The sequence below is a fragment of the Sphingomonas sp. PAMC26645 genome, from assembly GCF_004795835.1.
Classification (GTDB): Bacteria; Pseudomonadota; Alphaproteobacteria; order Sphingomonadales; family Sphingomonadaceae; genus Sphingomonas.
Genome location: NZ_CP039249.1, coordinates 3,293,212 through 3,309,477 on the forward strand (window position 1 = coordinate 3,293,212; position 16,266 = coordinate 3,309,477).

Below are 16,266 nucleotides of genomic sequence, written 5' to 3' on the forward strand. Positions count from 1 at the left end.
TCAGCGGACCTTGACGGTCGGCACCACCGACATGCCGGGACCGATCGGATAGCGCTTCGGATCGGGGCCGTTCTTCGCGTCGAACACGATACGGACGGGGACGCGCTGGACGACCTTCACGTAATTGCCGGTCGCGTTCTGCGGGGGCAGCAGGGCGAACGCCTGGCCGGCGCCGCGCTGGATCGATTCGACATGACCCTTGAAATCGACGCCGGGATACGCGTCGACATGGATCTCGACCGGCTGGCCGATCTTCATCAGAGTAAGCTGCGTTTCCTTGAAGTTGGCCGTGACCCACATGGTGTCGGGGACGATCGCCATCAGCTGCGTGCCGGGCGCGACATAGGAGCCGACGTTGACCGAGCGGTTGACGACCTGGCCTGCGACCGGCGCGGTCAGGCGGAGATCGCCGATCGTGACATTCGCCTGATCGACCTGCGCGCGGCGGGCATCGATCACCGACTTGGCCGCGCCGACCTGCTTCCTGGCGACGCTGATCTGCGCGGTCGCGGTGTCGATCTGCTCGCGGGCGGCGGCGGCATCGGCGGCGGTCTGGCGAGCGGTGGCGCGCGCCTGATCGAGCTGTTGACCGGCGACCGCGCTCGGATCGAGCCGCAGCAACGCCTCGTAGCGTGCGAGATCCTGCTGCGCCTTCACCGCGGCGGCCATCGGGACGCGTGCTTGGGCGGCAGCCTGCTGGCGTTGCGCCTCGGCGGCGGTGACCTGCGCCTGCGCCTGCGCGAACTGTGCGCGGGCCTGCGATTCGTTTGCCTGCGCCTCGGCGACCTGCGCATCGCGGCCCGACGCCTTGATCACCGCGAGGAGGCGGCCCGCTTCGACATGCCGGTTGTCGATGTCGGCGACCTGCACCAGCGTGCCCGCGACCTGTGGCGCGAGGCGGACGATGTGCGTGTCGACGAACGCATCGTCGGTCGACTCGAACTGGCGCGCGTGGAGCCAGTAGAGCACGCCGCCGATGATCAGCCCGCCCACAACGATGACGAGAATGATCCAGAAGAGCGGCTTCTTGAACACCGACGGCTTCTTGTCGTCACCCTCGTCCTTGCCGTCGTCAGACTCGTCCTGCTGGTCGGTGTCGGACTGCTGGTCCTCGCCGTTCGGATCGTCCTTGCGATCCTCGTCGTCGTGGTTGGCGTCGGAGTGGTTCGTCTGGTCGGTCATGCCTGGCCCTGTTCTTCAGCACGCATCGAATCGAGAATGGCGTCGATATTGGCGTCGATACGCGCCTTGATATCGAGGATGTCGTTGGGTTCGAGCGTGTCGCGCTCAAGCAGTTTGAGGCAGGTCGCGCGGTTCGCCCGCAGCGTGATGACCTGCCCCATCAAGGTGATCGTCGCGATCCTGCCGGTGCGAATCTCGGCGCAACCAGTGGCGATGCAGACGAGGTCGCTGAGCCTGCGCACCATCTGGCCCATCACGCCGCCATAGATCCGCTCGAACGCCTCGCCCGGCTTCATCTGTTCGCGGAGCACGAACAGCGTCCAGTCGGCACTTTCGTTGCTCGCCATCTTGTCCGCAAGTCGGCCGAAGATGCGGTGAATCTGGGCGCGCGCTTCGCTGGCGTCGTCCGCTGCGACGTCATGCGACAGCTCGGACGGGTCGCCCAAAACGGCCGTCATGCGCTCGGCGATCCGGTCGGCGGCCGCGAGGTACAAGCCCTCCTTGCCACCGTAGTGATAGGTAATCGAGGACATCGCGGTGCCTGCGGCGGCGGCGATCCCGCGCGTGCTCGCCCCCTCCAACCCCTTGGTGCCGAATTCGCTGATCGCGATGTCTAGGAGTCGGGACTGGAGCACGGGCGGCGTTTAGTTCGATCGAACGAACCAGCCTAATGAAGAAAGCGTCATGTTGTGTGGAGGATCGATCAGCAGGTCACGCGGCCTTTCCCCGCGCGCCCGTCATCCTGACGAAAGTCAGGATCCAGAGCCATGGGGTGCGACGCTCGTTACCCTGGATCCTGACTTTCGTCAGCATGACGGATCTTTGGGGGCGAAGCAGGCCGCGAGATAATGTCGCCTGCAGCGCCAGAAACAGCAACGCCGGCCCCTTCGTGCGAAGGAGCCGGCGTAAATCTGGTGGGCGCGGCTGGGATTGAACCAGCGACCCCACCCGTGTGAAGGGTGTGCTCTACCACTGAGCTACGCGCCCGAAACTCGTTCGGAAGCGGGCCTTTAGGCAGACCCCGTCCACCTGTCCAGCCCTATCGACACCGGTCCTAGTTGACCGCGTCCTTCAGGCCCTTGCCGGCCTTGAACTTGGGCTGCGTCGAGGCCTTGATCGTCATCGGCTCGCCGGTACGGGGATTGCGGCCGGTCGACGCCTTGCGCTTCGAGATCGAGAACGTGCCGAAACCGACCAGGCGAACCTCGTCGCCCTTCTTCAACGATGCCTCGATCGCGTCGAACACCGCCTCGACCGCCTTGACCGCGTCGGCTTTTACCAGACCGGACGTATCGGCGACCGTCGCGATCAGCTCCTGCTTGTTCATATAATCCCCCGGAAAAACTCGAATCGGCCGAGATGGACTCGCGACCGCAATCAGCGCGCAATAATGCGGCGGCCCCGTCTGCTGTCAAACGAAACCGCCGTATTGCCGCTTACGATCCAAACATGGATCAGTGGTGAAGGCCACCCCCAACCGGTGCGATCGGCGCCGGCGGCAGAGCCGCCAGCTCGTCCGCGTCGGTCCACTCGATCGCTTCGAGCGGCTCGGTCAGCGCCAGACGAAGCACCTCGTCGACATGCGAAACGGGGATGATCTTCAGCCCCGCCTTGATGTTCGCCGGGATCTCCGCGAGGTCCTTCTCGTTTTCGGCCGGGATCAGCACCGTCTCGATCCCGCCACGGAGCGCGGCGAGCAGCTTCTCCTTGAGGCCACCGATCGGCAGCACGCGACCACGCAGCGTAACCTCGCCGGTCATCGCCACCTCGCGCCGGATCGGCACGCCGGTCAGCGTCGAGACGATCGACGTGACCATGCCGATACCCGCCGATGGGCCATCCTTCGGCACCGCACCCTCGGGCAGATGGATATGGATATCCTTCCGCGCGAACAGGCTCGGTTTGATCCCGTAGCTCGGCGCACGCGCCTTCACATAGCTGAACGCGGTCTCAATCGACTCCTTCATCACGTCGCCGAGCGTACCGGTGAGCTTGGCCTGCCCCTTGCCCGCGACCGTCACGCTCTCGATCGTCAGCAACTCGCCGCCGACCTCGGTCCAGGCCAGCCCGGTGACCGCACCGATCTGGTTCTCGGTTTCGCCGAGGCCATGGCGATACTTCTGCACGCCGGCATATTCGCCGATGTTCTCGGGCGTGATCGTGACGCTGGTCGTCTTGTTCTCAAGAATCTGGCGCAGCGCCTTGCGGCACAGCTTGGCAATCTCGCGCTCCAGCGTACGCACGCCAGCTTCGCGCGTGTACTGCTGGATAAGCGTACGAAGCCCCTCCTGCGTCAGCGTGAACTCACCCGGCTTCAGCCCGTGCGCCTCGATCTGCTTCTCTACCAGATGGCGCTCGGCGATCTCGACCTTCTCGTCCTCGGTATAGCCCTCCAGACGGATGATCTCCATGCGATCGAGCAACGCCTGCGGCAGGTTCAGCGAGTTGGCCGTGCAGACGAACATCACGTCCGACAGGTCGATATCGACCTCCAGATAATGATCCTGGAACTTGCCGTTCTGCTCTGGGTCGAGGACCTCGAGCAGCGCCGACGCCGGATCGCCGCGGAAATCCTGGCCGAGCTTGTCGATCTCGTCGAGCAGGAACAGCGGGTTCGACGTGCCGGCCTTTTTAAGGTTCGTCACGATCTTGCCCGGCAGCGAACCGATATAGGTGCGGCGATGCCCACGGATCTCGGCTTCGTCGCGCACGCCGCCGAGCGACTGACGGATGAACTCGCGCCCGGTCGCCTTGGCGATCGACTTGCCGAGCGAGGTCTTGCCGACGCCGGGAGGGCCGACGAGGCACAGGATCGGCCCCTTCAACTTGTTGGTGCGCGCCTGCACGGCGAGATACTCGACGATCCGGTCCTTGACCTTTTCGAGCGCATAATGATCCTCGTCCAGCGTCACCTGCGCGGCGGCGATGTCCTTCTTGACCTTCGACTTCTTGCCCCACGGCAGCCCGAGCAGGACGTCGAGATAATTGCGCACGACGGTCGCCTCGGCGCTCATCGGCGCCATCGTCTTGAGCTTCTTCAGCTCCGACGTCGCCTTGCCACGTGCTTCCTTGCTCATCTTGAGCGTCGCGATCTTCTGCGTCAGCTCGGCGATCTCGTCGCCTTCGCCCTCGCCGTCCTCGTTGCCGAGTTCGCGCTGGATCGCCTTCAACTGCTCGTTGAGGTAATATTCGCGCTGCGTCTTCTCCATCTGACGCTTGACGCGGCTCTTGATCTTCTTCTCGACCTGAAGAACGCCCAGCTCGCCCTCCATCGCCGCGAACGCCATTTCGAGGCGCTTCGACGGGTTGGTCTCGAGCAGGATCGCCTGCTTCTCGGCAACCTTGATCTGGACGTTCGCGATCACCGCGTCGGACAGCTTCGACGCGTCCTCGATCTCGGACAGCTGCACCGACGTTTCCGACGAGAGCTTGCGGTTGAGCTTGGCGTAGTTCTCGAACTGGTCGACCACCGAGCGCATCAGCGCGATGAGTTCGGGTCCTTCGACCTCGGCGTCGGCGACCGGCTCGACCGTTGCGGTGAGGAAGTCGCCGCTTTCGTCGAGCGTTTCCAGAGTTGCGCGGCCCTTGCCCTCGACCAGCACGCGGACGGTCCCATCGGGAAGCTTCAGAAGCTGGAGCACGGTCGCGGTGACGCCCATCGAATAGAGGTCGTCGCGCGAGGGATCGTCCTCTGCGGGATCGACCTGCGCGACGAGATAGATCTCCTTGTCCGCCGCCATCGCCGCTTCGAGCGCGGCAACGGACTTATCGCGGCCGACGAACAGCGGCACGATCATGTGCGGGAACACGACGATGTCGCGAAGGGGAAGGACGGGGTACTGGGTCATGAACGCTCCGGTGGGTGCCTGCATGGGGGCATAATCTACAGCTTATATGGTGAGGATGAACCGTCCATCAATTGGTTGGCGGTGGTTAGGGGTTTTCGCGCGTTGCCCGAGGACCTGCCGTTCTCCTGCGAAGGCAAGCGTCCAGGGTAACGGGCGGCGGTTTGCGTGATCCTGGGCTCCTGCGTTCGCAAGAGAACGGGCGGTGTCGGATCGCACTTGTGCGCGAACCGCCCAGGCGCGAGAACGGGGCATGATTTCGCGCTTATTACTCGCCGCCAGCGCCACCGCGCTTCTCGCCGCCGCACCGCTTCCGAAAAAGGGAGAACCGGTGATCACCGCGCAGACGCAGCGATCTGGGGGCGTGCTGACACCCGAACAGACCGCACTCCAGTTCGACAGCGCGGACCTGGCGTTTGAAGTGCTGCCCGAGACGGAAAGCTTGAACGGCGTGGCTACGCTGGTCTTTACGGCCAAGGCCCCCCTCACCCGCCTGCCGATCGACCTCGACCGCAATCTACCGGTCAGCGCAATCGCGATCGACGGCGTTCCGCTCGCTCCCTCGGCGTGGAGCAATCCCGAGGGACGGTTGACGATCACGCTGCCCAAGCCGGTCTCGGCGGGCGGCAAGGTGACCGCGAAGATCACCTATGGCGGCACGCCGCACGTCGCGGTGAAGGCACCGTGGGACGACGGGATGGTCTGGTCGAAAACGCCCGATGGCCGCACCTGGTTCGCGACGACCGCGGAGGGCTATGGCTGCGACCTGTTCTGGCCGTGCCTCGACTTCCCGACCGGCGAGCCCGCGCTGGTGACGCTGCACATCACCGTGCCCAAGGGGCTGAAGGCGCCCTCCAACGGCGTGCTGCTCGGTGTTGATACACTGGCGGACGGCCGGACGACCTGGAACTGGCGGGCCAAGCACCCCAACACCTACGGGATCGCGCTGAACGTCGGGCCGTATGAGGAGATCAGCGGCACGTACAAGAGCCGCTTCGGCAACAGCATCCCGATGTTTTACTGGTACCTGCCGGGCGAGAAGGGGCAGGCGGAAAAGCTGTTCGCCGAGTTCGCGCCGACGCTCGACTTCTTCGAGAGCATGATCGGGCCCTACCCGTTCGGCGACGAGAAGCTCGGCGTGGTCGAGACGCCGCACAAGGGCATGGAGCACCAGACGATCAACGCTTACGGCAACGAATATGCCAAGGCGCCCGAGGGGTTCGACTGGCTGTTCCAGCACGAGTTCGCGCATGAGTGGTTCGGCAACCAGCTGACCGCCGCCAATTGGGACGATTACTGGCTGCACGAGGGGTATGGCACGTACATGCAGCCGCTGTACGGCCAATGGCGCGAGGGGCGTGCACGGTACGCGACGATGATGCAGACAGAACGCGCGTCGATCATGAACCTGAAGCCGATCACGCAGCAGCGCGTCACCACGGAGGAGGAGGTGTATGAAGCCGACAAGGGCGGCGCGGGGCAGGACATCTACTACAAGGGGTCGTGGATGCTCCACACGCTGCGCGGGCTGATCGGCGACAAGGCGTTCTTCGATGTCACGCGGCTTGCGGTGTACGGGCGCTCGGATCCGAAGCCGGGCAATTTCGCGCCGCGGTTCGGGCCGACGAAGGAATTTGAAGCGCTCGTCCGGAAGGTGACGGGGAAGGACCATAAATGGTTCTTCGACGTGTATCTTCGGCAGGCGGCCTTGCCCGAACTGGTCGAGACGCGGACGGGAAATACGCTGGGTTTGGTTTGGAAAGTGCCGGGGAACGGCCCCTTCCCGCTGCCGGTGCAGGTGCAGATCGACGGCAAGACGCGGACCTTGCCGATGACTGGGGGGAAGGCGAGCTTGTCGGTGCCGGTGAGCGCGCATGTCGTGATCGACCCGGACGCGCTGGTCTTGCGGCGGAGTGTCGCACTGGAAGACGTCGCCGCCTGGAAAGCCGCGCAGGCTGCGAAGGCCAAGCCCCAATGACCTCTCCACCGCTCCCCCGCGAAGGCGGGGGCCCAGGGTCCCAGGATACGACGCTCGTAACTCCTGGGGCCCTGCGTGCGCAGGAGAACATCTGGGCGTCTCGCGCGGCGGAGATGGCAGCGATCTTCATGGTCGGCGACGGCTTGATCGGCCTCCTCCAACCCCGCCGCCACGTCGATCTGTGGAAGGACGATGCGCTCGGAACCGAGAAACTCGTGAAGCCGTTCGTCGACCGGCCCGGCCGCCGCCGCCTCTACGCCGTCGTGCAGATCGCAGCCGGCCTCGCCTTGGCCGCACGCCAGAAGCGATGACTCTGCCGCGGTGGCCCCTGCTGGCGCTGGCGCTTGCCGGCTGCGGTTCGAGCCCCGACGCCGGCACGACCAGCCAGATCGCCAGTGGCGAACGTGTCTTCCGCCGCTGCACCGCCTGCCACACGATCGGGCAATATGCGGGCGATACCGATGGGCCGAACCTCTACGCGGTCATGGGCAACCCGATCGGCGAGCGGCGCCCGCGCTTCTCCTATACCGCCGGGCTGAAAGCACTCGGCGGCAACTGGGATGCAAAGCGCATGGACGCCTGGCTCACCAACCCGCGCAAGATGGTGCCCGGCACGACGATGGCGTTCGCAGGCCTTCCCGACCCCAAGGACCGCGCCGACGTCATCGCCTACCTATCGACGCAAGGCCCCTGAACTTACGGCACCACCGTCGTGAACAGATAAGCGGCGAAGATCACGAGATGGACGACGCCCTGCAACACCGTGGTCCGCCCGGTGCCGAGCGACAGCGTCGCCACGAACAATGACAGAGCCAACAGCGTCATGCTCTTCGCATCGATCCCAAGCGCGAGCGGCAGGTCGAGCACCAGCGACACGATCGCCACGCTCGGGATCGTCAGCCCGATCGTCGCTAGCGCCGAACCGAGCGCGAGGTTGAGGCTGGTCTGCAACCGGTTACGCCGCGCCGACTTGTAGGCAGCGAGACTTTCCGGCGCGAGCACCAGCGCGGCGATCACCACGCCGACCACGGTCAGCGGCAGGCCGGCACCGAGTACCGCGGCCTCGATCGTCGGCGACAGCGTCTTCGCAAGCAGCACCACCGACACAAGCGCCACCAGCAGCGCGGCGAAGGCGATGCCCGTCGCGCGGCCCGAGGGCGGCGCGGCGTGATCGTCCTTGTCGTCGGTCGACGGCAGGAAATAATCGCGGTGGCGTACCGTCTGCACCAGCACGAACGTGCCGTAGAGGATCAGCGACACGACCGCGACGAAGATCAACTGCGACGACGCGTAGGTCGGGCCCTGTGTCGACGACGTATAGTTCGGCAGGATCAGCGACAGCACCGCCATCGCCGCGAGCACGCCAAGAGCGGCCGTCATGCCCTTCAGCGTGAACCGCTGCTCGTGATGCCGCACCGCCCCCGCGAGCAGGCAGATGCCGATGATGAAATTGAGGATGATCATGATCGCCGCGAACACCGTGTCGCGCGCGAGCGTGGTCGCATCGCCGGCGTTGGAGAGCATCAGCGAGACGATCAGCGACACCTCGATCACGGTGACCGCGATCGCGAGTACCAGCGTGCCGAACGGCTCGCCGACCTTGTGCGCGATCACTTCGGCGTGATGGACCGCGGCGAGCACGCTGCCGATCAGCACGATCACGGCGGCGGCGGTGCCGAGCAGGCCCATCTTGGCGAGGCCGACAAGGACGGCGAGCAGCCCCAGGCCCGGCGCGATCAGCGTCCAGATCGGCAGTGCCAGGCGGTCCGGCATCGTCTCCACCACGTGCTCGTTCGGTCGGTCGGCCACTTCGATCGTCATGCATGCTCCCTCGTTCCACTTGGTCAACGAATGCGCGAGGGGCGATAAGGGTCCGAGTCGGGGCGATTGCGGGGCGGTGAGGATCGGGTAGGTTGCAGCGATGCTGTCCGCCGATCTTCGCCAGACGCTCGTCATGACCGCCGACGCGTTGGCGAGAGCGCAGGACCCATGGTGGGTCGTTTCCAGCGCTGCGGTAGCGCTGCATGGGGTAACGCCGGTCGAGGTCGGCGATGTCGATGTGCTCTTGAGCGTGGCAGATGCCCAACGGGCGATGGACCAGCTCGGGGTCGCGCCCATCAAGGACGGTGCGAGTGCGCTCTTCCGGTCGACGCTGTTCGGGCAGTGGGAGTCACCGCCTTTGGTCGTCGAGATCATGGCGGGGTTTCATGTTGCGACGGGCGCGGGCTGGACCAAGGTCCTACCGCGTACGCGCGTGCCGATTTTTGTGGATGAGAGCGTTGTTTATGTGCCTGACCGTGCGGAATTGGCCGAGATGCTCAGGCTGTTCGGCCGTCCAAAGGATCTGGAGCGGGTTCGGCTTTTGACTCCGCAGGTGTAGCTAAGGGCCGCCGTCACTCTGCCTACGACGATGGGTAACGACGGAGCGGTCGACCAGATTCGGCAAGCCTTCGATCCTCCCCTGCAAGGGGAGGTGGCGCGAAGCGACGGAGGGTGATCACCTGTCGAGAGCGGGGTCACCCCTCCGTCAGCGCCCTGCGCTGCCACCTCCCCTTGCAGGGGAGGATCGAAGTGATCTCCGCCCGGCGATGCCACCCGTCATCCTGACGAAAGTCAGGATCCAGGGTTACGGTGGGCTGATCTTCGTGGCTCTGGATCCTGACTTTCGTCAGGATGACGGACGGGAGTTTTCGCGCGCGTATGCCCCAAACGGAGAAGGGCGCCGATCGCTCGACGCCCCTTCCCTTATCTCAAACCAGTCCCGCCTCAGGCAGCGTCGCCGGTCTTTTTCTTCTCCGCATACACCCGGATCGGTTCCTTGCGGCCTTCGATCACGTCCTTGTCGATCATCACCTCGTCGACGCCGTCCATGCCGGGCAGGTCGAACATGGTGTCGAGCAGGATGCTCTCCAGGATGGAGCGAAGCCCGCGTGCGCCGGTCTTGCGTTCGATGCCCTTCTTGGCGACCGAAACCAGCGCGTCGTCGGTGAAGCCGAGCGCGACGTCCTCCATCTCGAACAGCTTCTGGTACTGCTTCACCAGCGCGTTCTTCGGTTCCTTCAGGATCTTCACCAGCGCGTCGACATCGAGATCCTCGAGCGTCGCGATCACTGGCAAACGGCCGACGAACTCGGGGATCAGGCCGAACTTCAGCAGATCCTCGGGCTCGACCGATTTCAGCGTCTCGCCCGTCTTGCGCTCGTCCGGCCCGGCGACGTACGCGCCGAAACCGATCGACTTGCCCTGGAGACGATCGCCGATGATCTTCTCGAGACCCGAGAACGCACCGCCGCAGATGAACAGGATGTTGGTCGTATCCACCTGCAGGAATTCCTGCTGCGGATGCTTCCGGCCACCCTGCGGAGGAACCGACGCGGTGGTGCCTTCCATCAGCTTGAGCAGAGCCTGCTGCACGCCCTCGCCCGACACGTCGCGCGTAATCGAGGGGTTCTCGGCCTTGCGCGAGATCTTGTCGATCTCGTCGATATAGACGATCCCGCGCTGCGCCCGCTCGACGTTGTAGTCCGACGCCTGGAGCAGCTTGAGGATGATGTTCTCGACATCCTCGCCGACGTAACCCGCTTCGGTCAGCGTCGTCGCATCGGCCATCGTGAACGGCACGTCGAGGATGCGCGCGAGCGTCTGCGCGAGCAGCGTCTTGCCGCAACCGGTCGGGCCGACGAGCAGGATGTTCGACTTGGACAGCTCGACATCGGCACCCTTGGCGCCGTGGTTGAGCCGCTTGTAGTGATTGTGCACCGCCACCGACAGCACGCGCTTGGCGCGCTTCTGCCCGATCACGTAATCGTCGAGGACGTCGCAGATCTCCTGCGGAGTCGGCACGCCGCCGTCCTTCTTGGACACCAGCGCCGACTTCGTCTCCTCACGGATGATGTCGTTGCATAGCTCGACGCACTCGTCGCAGATGAAGACCGTCGGCCCGGCGATCAACTTGCGGACCTCGTGCTGCGACTTCCCGCAGAACGAGCAATAGAGGGTGCTCTTCGAGTCGCCACCGCTCAGCTTCGTCATTCAATCACCTCTCGCGCATGTCGGTGCACGTGCCGTTTCCGGGGCCGCTACCGTAACGCGCCCCGGAGTTCCTACAATCAAATAAACCGGCGGGGTTTACGATTCGCCCCATGCCAGTGTCGTTCAAGCCGGTTTCGGCGCATCCTCGGATACCGCCGGACGCTTGTCGAACACCTCGTCGATCAGGCCGAAATCCTTAGCCTCGTTCGCTTCGAGGAACGTATCGCGGTCCATCCGGCGCTCGATCTCTTCGATCGGCTGGCCGGTATACTGCGAATACAGCTCGTTCATGCGCTTGCGGATGCGCAGGATCTCGCGGGCCTGGATCTCGATGTCGCTGGCCATGCCCTGTGCACCACCCGATGGCTGATGGATCATGATGCGTGCGTTGGTCATCGCGACGCGCATGCCGGGCTCGCCGCTCGCGAGCAGGAAGCTGCCCATCGACGCGGCCTGGCCGATGCAGACGGTGCCGACGCGCGGACGGATGTACCGCATCGTGTCGTGGATCGCCATGCCCGCCGTGACGACACCGCCCGGCGAGTTGATGTACATGAAGATGTCCTTCTTCGGGTTCTCGGACTCGAGGAAGAGCAGCTGTGCGGTGATCAGCGAGGCCATGCCGTCCTCGACGCCACCGGTCACGAAGATGATGCGCTCGCGGAGCAGGCGCGAGAAGATGTCGAACGAACGCTCGCCGCGGTTCGACTGCTCGATGACGATGGGAACTAGGCCTGCTTGCGTCTGCTGCAGGCCGAGCCCGGCGCTGGCCAACGGGCTCGCGAAATCGCCGGTCTCGAACGGATTGTGCATGGAAATCTCTCTTATGCCCCAGTGAACCGCTAACATCGGCGGTCCGAGAGGGGAGTTCAAGCCCTTCGCACCTCTCCCACCAGGGAGTGAGAGACGCTGAGCGATCCTCCCCCGCCAGGGGGAGGTGGCGCCGAAGGCGACGGAGGGGGAGGACACGGAACCGCAGTTGTCGCCGCCTCCCCCTCCGTCTGGCAAGCGCCAGCCACCTCCCCCTAGCGGGGGAGGATCACAAGAACTGAGTCGAGCTCCGGCTTAAACGCCTGGGGCGGGGTATGCTAGGTAGGCTAGGCGGCGGACTTCACGGCGGCCGCGGACTACCGTGTCCAGGATCAGGCCGGTGAAGACGTTTAGCGCGGCGAAGATACCTAGGCCGGTGATCAGGATCGCGGTCGGGAGGCGTGGGACCTGGTGAATCTCGATATAGGTGAGCACCAGTGGGATGCCGAGGATCAGCGCGAGCAGGCCAAACACGCTGCCGATCGCGCCGAAGAACCAGAGCGGCCGTTCGATCCGGTAGAGCGTCATGATCGTCCGCAGGATGCGCCAGCCGTCGCCGTACGTGCTGAGCTTCGATTCGGAGCCTTCGGGGCGCGCGTAATAGGGCGTCTCGACCTCACCGATCGGCATCTTCAATTCGAGCGCGTGGACGCTGATCTCGGTCTCGATCTCGAACCCGGCCGACAGCGACGGAAAGCTCTTCACGAACCGGCGCGAGAACACGCGGTAGCCCGAGAGGATGTCGGTGAAGCTGCGGCCGAACAGGCGCGCGAGCATGCCGGTTAGGAGCGCGTTGCCGAACCGGTGGCCGCGGCGGTAGCTTTCCTGGACCTGGCTGATGCGTGAGCCGACGACCATGTCGAGCTGCTCGTCGAGGACGCGCTTTACCAGATTCGGGGCGGAGGCCGCGTCGTAGGTCGCGTCGCCATCGGCCATCACGTAGATGTCGGCGTCGATGTCGGCGAACATGCGGCGGACGACGGCGCCCTTGCCCTGGATGCGCTCGGTTCGGACGACGGCACCGGCGGCGCGCGCGACCTCTATTGTGCGGTCGGCGCTGTTGTTGTCGTAGACGTAGATGGTGGCGCCGGGCAGCGCGGCGCGGAAACCGGCGATCGTCTGCGCGATCGCGGCTTCCTCGTTGTAGCAGGGGAGCAGGACGGCGATTCTCGGTTCGGTCATGGCCTGCCCTATTCTTTCGGAGGCTGTCTTGGAGACGCTATTTTCAGCCACCGAACTACCTACAAACGCACTTCCCCGGCGGAGGCCGGGGCCCAGTTGGGGAAGGTCCATAACGGAGCTTTGCGCGCCGTTACAGCTACCTTTCCAACTGGACCCCGGCCTCCGCCGGGGAGGTGACCCGATTATGGGTTAAGTGCCTCAGTCATGAGGCACTCAGATAGTTTTACGCCTCGGTCTTCGTCGAAGCCTTCTTCGCGCGCGGCTTCTTCGCTGGCGCGTCCGCAGCCTCGGTGCCTTCAGCGTTTTCCGCGGCAACCGGCGACGATTCCGTCACAGCGGTCTCCGCTTCGACAGGAGCCGCCTTCTTCTTGGCAGGCGCCTTCTTCGCAGGCTTGGCCTCGTCCGCTGCGTCCGAAGCAGGCGCCTCGTCCGTCACGGCGTCATCCGACGCAGCCTCGTCCGAAGCTGGCTTGGCCTTCTTGGCAGCGGCCTTCTTCTTCGGCTTGTGGTTGTCGTGATCATGCGTGTGCGTGCCGCTGGCGAATCCGTCCTCGCTCTCGATCGCGGCTTCCAGCTCCTCGCGCGTCGCTTCGCGGTCGGTGATCTCGGCCTTCTCGAACAGGAAGTCGACGACCTTGTCCTCATACAGCGGCGCGCGCAGTTGGGCGGCCGCCATTGGCTCCTGCTGGACGTACTGCATGAACTGCTGGCGCTGCTCGGCAGGATATTGCTGCGCGGCCTGTGCGAGCAGACGCTGCATTTCCTGGTTCGAAACCTCGATGCCGTTCGCCTGGCCGATCTCGGACAGGAGCAGGCCAAGGCGCACGCGACGCTCGGCGATCTTGCGGTAATCGTCGCGCTCGCCTTCCATCTCGGCCATCGCAGCCTCGGGATCGGCCTCGTGCGTGGCTTCGTGCTGGAGCTGCGACCAGATCTGGTTGAACTCGGCTTCGACCATCGACGGCGGAACCTCGAAGTCGTGACCCTCGGCGAGCTGGTCGAGCAGCTTGCGCTTCATGTGCGTGCGCGTGAGACCGTTATGCTCCTGCTCGATCTGACCCTTAAGCAAGCCCGTGAGCTGCTCGAGGCTCTCGAGACCGAGCGACTTCGCCAGATCCTCGTCGATCTTGCTCTCGCCCGCGGTCTTCACCGACTTGACGGTGATGTCGAACGTCGCCGGCTGGCCTGCGAGCAACTTCTCCTGATACTCATCGGGGAAGGTCACGTTCAGGACCTTGTCGTCGCCGGTCTTCACGCCGACGAGCTGATCCTCGAAGCCCGGGATGAGACGACCCGAACCGAGCTCGACGCCCATGTCGGTGCCCGTGCCGCCCTCGAACGCGACGCCGTCGGCGGTCTTGCCGACGAAATCGACGGTAACGAGATCGCCCATCGCCGCGACGTAATCGTCAGCCGCGTCGTCCCACTTCTTCTGCTGGTCGGCGAACTTCTGGAGCTGCTCGGTGACTGCGTCGTCGGCGACGGGCACGGTCAGGCGCTCGAGCTTGATGCCGTCGATGGCAGGTGCGGGGACCTGCGGGAGGACCTCCATCTCGACCTTGACCACGGCGTCCTTGCCGAGGTCATAGCCGTCTTCCAGCTCGACCGAAGGCTGCATCGCGGGGCGAAGCTGCTTCTCGGCGACGAGCGTCTGGACGCTCTCCTGGATCGCCGCGTTCAGCGCGTCCTGCGTCAGCGCCGGGCCGTGCATCTTGCGGATGAGGTTCGCCGGCACCTTGCCCGGACGGAAGCCCGGCATCTTCATTTGCGGCGCGAGGCGCTTCAGCTCGACATCGACCTTGGCATCGATATCCTTCGCGGTGATGGTGAGCGTAAAGGCGCGCTTGAGGCCCTCGTTCAACGTCTCGACAGTCTGCATGTCCGGCCTTTGTCTAAAAGAGCATTCAGGATAATTCTTCGGGCGGTCGCCTCGCCTGCGCGGCGGGCTGGTGCGGGCGAAGGGACTCGAACCCCCACATCTTGCGATACTTGGACCTAAACCAAGCGCGTCTACCAGTTCCGCCACGCCCGCACAGGACATCGCCGTAGCGGGCGCGTCTATACCAACGTTGCATGCGGGGGCAAGCAGATAGGCAACTCCCGATGATTACAGGCGTTGAACACCTCGAAGGAGAGACATCATGGCTACCCAACCCCCGGCAGAATTTCCGACCCCGACGTCGCCCGTCGAGCCGACTGCGCCGCCGCCCGAGTTCAATCCGCCCGCACCTGACGTCGATTTTCCCGCGCCGGGAACGCCGTCGAACGATCCCGCACCCGTCCAGCCGGAGTTTTGGGCGTGAGCGATCCGCATTCCGGCACGAACCCCGAAACGCTCCCCGAGGATCGTGACGAGGATACCCGCAGCGATATCGAACAGGCGGTTGAGTCGCGGTCCGACGCGGTCGAGCGTGGCGAAGGCGGCGACGAGCCCGACACGTTCACGGATACCGGCCTGCCCGATGGCGTCGGTGGTACCGGTGGCGTCGTGAAGAACCAGGACGACGACGCGCAGTAAGCTTGCGTCAGCAACCGTACAGGCGGGGGTGGCTATCTATAGGATCCCACCCCCGCCAATCAGGACCCGATAATCTCCACGATCCCCACCTTCGCCGAGCATCAGAGCCTCTATATCGCGCTCGGGCTCGCCGTATTGCTGCTGATCGTAGCGCAGCGCATCCCCATCATCCGAACGCTCGTCAATCTGGCGATGACGCTTGTCCTTGTCGGACTGCTGTTCGTCGCGATCGACCAACGGCGTCAGTTCGACCCCTATGTCGGCAAGATCGCGCGGTTTCTGAAGATCGAGGACCAGCAAGTGGTCGGCGGCGAGGTTCGTATCCGTATGTCGCCGGATGGGCACTTCTGGGCGCGCGCGACGATCGACGGGGTGAGCCAGCGGCTGCTGATCGACAGCGGCGCGACGATCACCGCTATTTCGGAGAAGACTGCGGAGGCTGCTGGGGTTGAGGCGCGCGTTGGCGTGGTGCCGATCGTGTTGCAGACTGCCAATGGGTCTATCGCGGCGAAGACAGGGACGATTGCCTCGCTGCGGCTCGGCGCGATCATCGCGCGGGATTTGCAGGTGGTGGTATCGCCAGCGTTTGGCGAGACCAACGTGCTGGGGATGAACTTCCTGTCGCGCCTCGCGTCGTGGCGGGTGGAGGAGAACACGCTGATTCTCGTGCCGCATCATCCGCAGAAGGTGGACGGGTAAGCCGCCTCCGTACACAACCA

Annotated in this window: 16 protein-coding genes and 2 tRNA genes; 7 read left to right on the forward strand and 11 right to left on the reverse strand. The window is 64.7% G+C overall.

The features are described 5' to 3' along the window. From E5673_RS15135 to lon, 5 genes are all read right to left on the reverse strand, one after another. Positions 1–1,182 carry an HlyD family secretion protein gene (locus E5673_RS15135; protein WP_136190656.1) on the reverse strand — a complete coding sequence of 394 codons (1,182 nt, stop codon included), beginning with the start codon at positions 1,180–1,182 and terminating at the stop codon, positions 1–3. Next, positions 1,179–1,817, reverse strand: a complete 639-nt coding sequence (locus E5673_RS15140; RefSeq protein WP_120299981.1) for a CerR family C-terminal domain-containing protein — start codon at positions 1,815–1,817, stop codon at positions 1,179–1,181. Before E5673_RS15140 ends, E5673_RS15135 begins: the two co-directional genes overlap by 4 nt. A 277-nt stretch (positions 1,818–2,094) precedes the next feature. Next, positions 2,095–2,169 (reverse strand) — tRNA-Val (locus E5673_RS15145). A gap of 67 nt (positions 2,170–2,236) precedes the next feature. Further along, entirely contained in the window at positions 2,237–2,533 is a 297-nt protein-coding gene (locus tag E5673_RS15150) for an HU family DNA-binding protein (RefSeq protein WP_268795398.1), read from the reverse strand. Between the two features lie 103 nt (positions 2,534–2,636). Then, a complete protein-coding gene (gene lon, locus E5673_RS15155) occupies positions 2,637–5,030 on the reverse strand; it encodes an endopeptidase La (RefSeq protein WP_136190657.1) in 2,394 nt (797 codons plus the stop codon). Positions 5,031–5,280: 250 nt separating this feature from the next. On the opposite strand from lon, the gene E5673_RS15160 reads away from it, so the two are divergent. From E5673_RS15160 to E5673_RS15170, 3 genes are all read left to right on the forward strand, one after another. Then, a complete protein-coding gene (locus tag E5673_RS15160; RefSeq protein WP_136190658.1) occupies positions 5,281–7,005 on the forward strand; it encodes a M1 family metallopeptidase in 1,725 nt (574 codons plus the stop codon). A 113-nt stretch (positions 7,006–7,118) separates the two neighbouring features. Next, a complete protein-coding gene (locus E5673_RS15165) occupies positions 7,119–7,316 on the forward strand; it encodes a hypothetical protein (RefSeq protein WP_056057985.1) in 198 nt (65 codons plus the stop codon). Continuing rightward, positions 7,313–7,699 carry a c-type cytochrome gene (locus tag E5673_RS15170; protein ID WP_132741456.1) on the forward strand — a complete coding sequence of 129 codons (387 nt, stop codon included), beginning with the start codon at positions 7,313–7,315 and terminating at the stop codon, positions 7,697–7,699. Before E5673_RS15165 ends, E5673_RS15170 begins: the two co-directional genes overlap by 4 nt. 2 nt (positions 7,700–7,701) lie before the next feature. Here the strand turns inward: E5673_RS15170 and E5673_RS15175 are convergent, their stop codons facing one another. Continuing rightward, the gene (locus E5673_RS15175) at positions 7,702–8,826 is read right to left on the reverse strand and encodes an ionic transporter y4hA (RefSeq protein WP_136190659.1); all 1,125 of its coding nucleotides are present in this window, start codon (positions 8,824–8,826) and stop codon (positions 7,702–7,704) included. A 100-nt stretch (positions 8,827–8,926) separates the two neighbouring features. Here E5673_RS15175 and E5673_RS15180 point away from each other — a divergent pair, with 100 nt between their 5' ends. Beyond that, positions 8,927–9,385: a hypothetical protein gene (locus E5673_RS15180; protein WP_136190660.1), complete on the forward strand. Its 459-nt coding sequence runs from the start codon at positions 8,927–8,929 to the stop codon at positions 9,383–9,385. Positions 9,386–9,771: 386 nt separating this feature from the next. Here the strand turns inward: E5673_RS15180 and clpX are convergent, their stop codons facing one another. From clpX to E5673_RS15205, 5 genes are all read right to left on the reverse strand, one after another. Beyond that, a complete protein-coding gene (gene clpX / locus E5673_RS15185; RefSeq protein ID WP_056048170.1) occupies positions 9,772–11,037 on the reverse strand; it encodes an ATP-dependent Clp protease ATP-binding subunit ClpX in 1,266 nt (421 codons plus the stop codon). Between the two features lie 123 nt (positions 11,038–11,160). Further along, entirely contained in the window at positions 11,161–11,850 is a 690-nt protein-coding gene (locus E5673_RS15190) for an ATP-dependent Clp protease proteolytic subunit (RefSeq protein ID WP_056048165.1), read from the reverse strand. A gap of 252 nt (positions 11,851–12,102) precedes the next feature. Beyond that, positions 12,103–13,029, reverse strand: coding sequence for a glycosyltransferase family 2 protein (locus E5673_RS15195; protein ID WP_136190661.1), 927 nt, complete (start codon positions 13,027–13,029; stop codon positions 12,103–12,105). A 223-nt stretch (positions 13,030–13,252) separates the two neighbouring features. Next, entirely contained in the window at positions 13,253–14,908 is a 1,656-nt protein-coding gene (tig, locus tag E5673_RS15200; protein ID WP_136190662.1) for a trigger factor, read from the reverse strand. Between the two features lie 68 nt (positions 14,909–14,976). Next, positions 14,977–15,061 (reverse strand) — tRNA-Leu (locus E5673_RS15205). Positions 15,062–15,170: 109 nt separating this feature from the next. On the opposite strand from E5673_RS15205, the gene E5673_RS19730 reads away from it, so the two are divergent. The 3 genes from E5673_RS19730 to E5673_RS15215 all read left to right on the forward strand — a co-directional run bounded on the left by E5673_RS19730 (position 15,171) and on the right by E5673_RS15215 (position 16,246). Further along, positions 15,171–15,332 carry a hypothetical protein gene (locus tag E5673_RS19730; RefSeq protein ID WP_168711648.1) on the forward strand — a complete coding sequence of 54 codons (162 nt, stop codon included), beginning with the start codon at positions 15,171–15,173 and terminating at the stop codon, positions 15,330–15,332. Further along, entirely contained in the window at positions 15,329–15,547 is a 219-nt protein-coding gene (locus E5673_RS15210; protein ID WP_136190663.1) for a hypothetical protein, read from the forward strand. Before E5673_RS19730 ends, E5673_RS15210 begins: the two co-directional genes overlap by 4 nt. A gap of 135 nt (positions 15,548–15,682) precedes the next feature. Then, complete coding sequence (locus tag E5673_RS15215; protein ID WP_247599417.1) at positions 15,683–16,246, forward strand: TIGR02281 family clan AA aspartic protease; 564 nt, start codon at positions 15,683–15,685, stop codon at positions 16,244–16,246. Positions 16,247–16,266 lie beyond the last annotated feature (20 nt).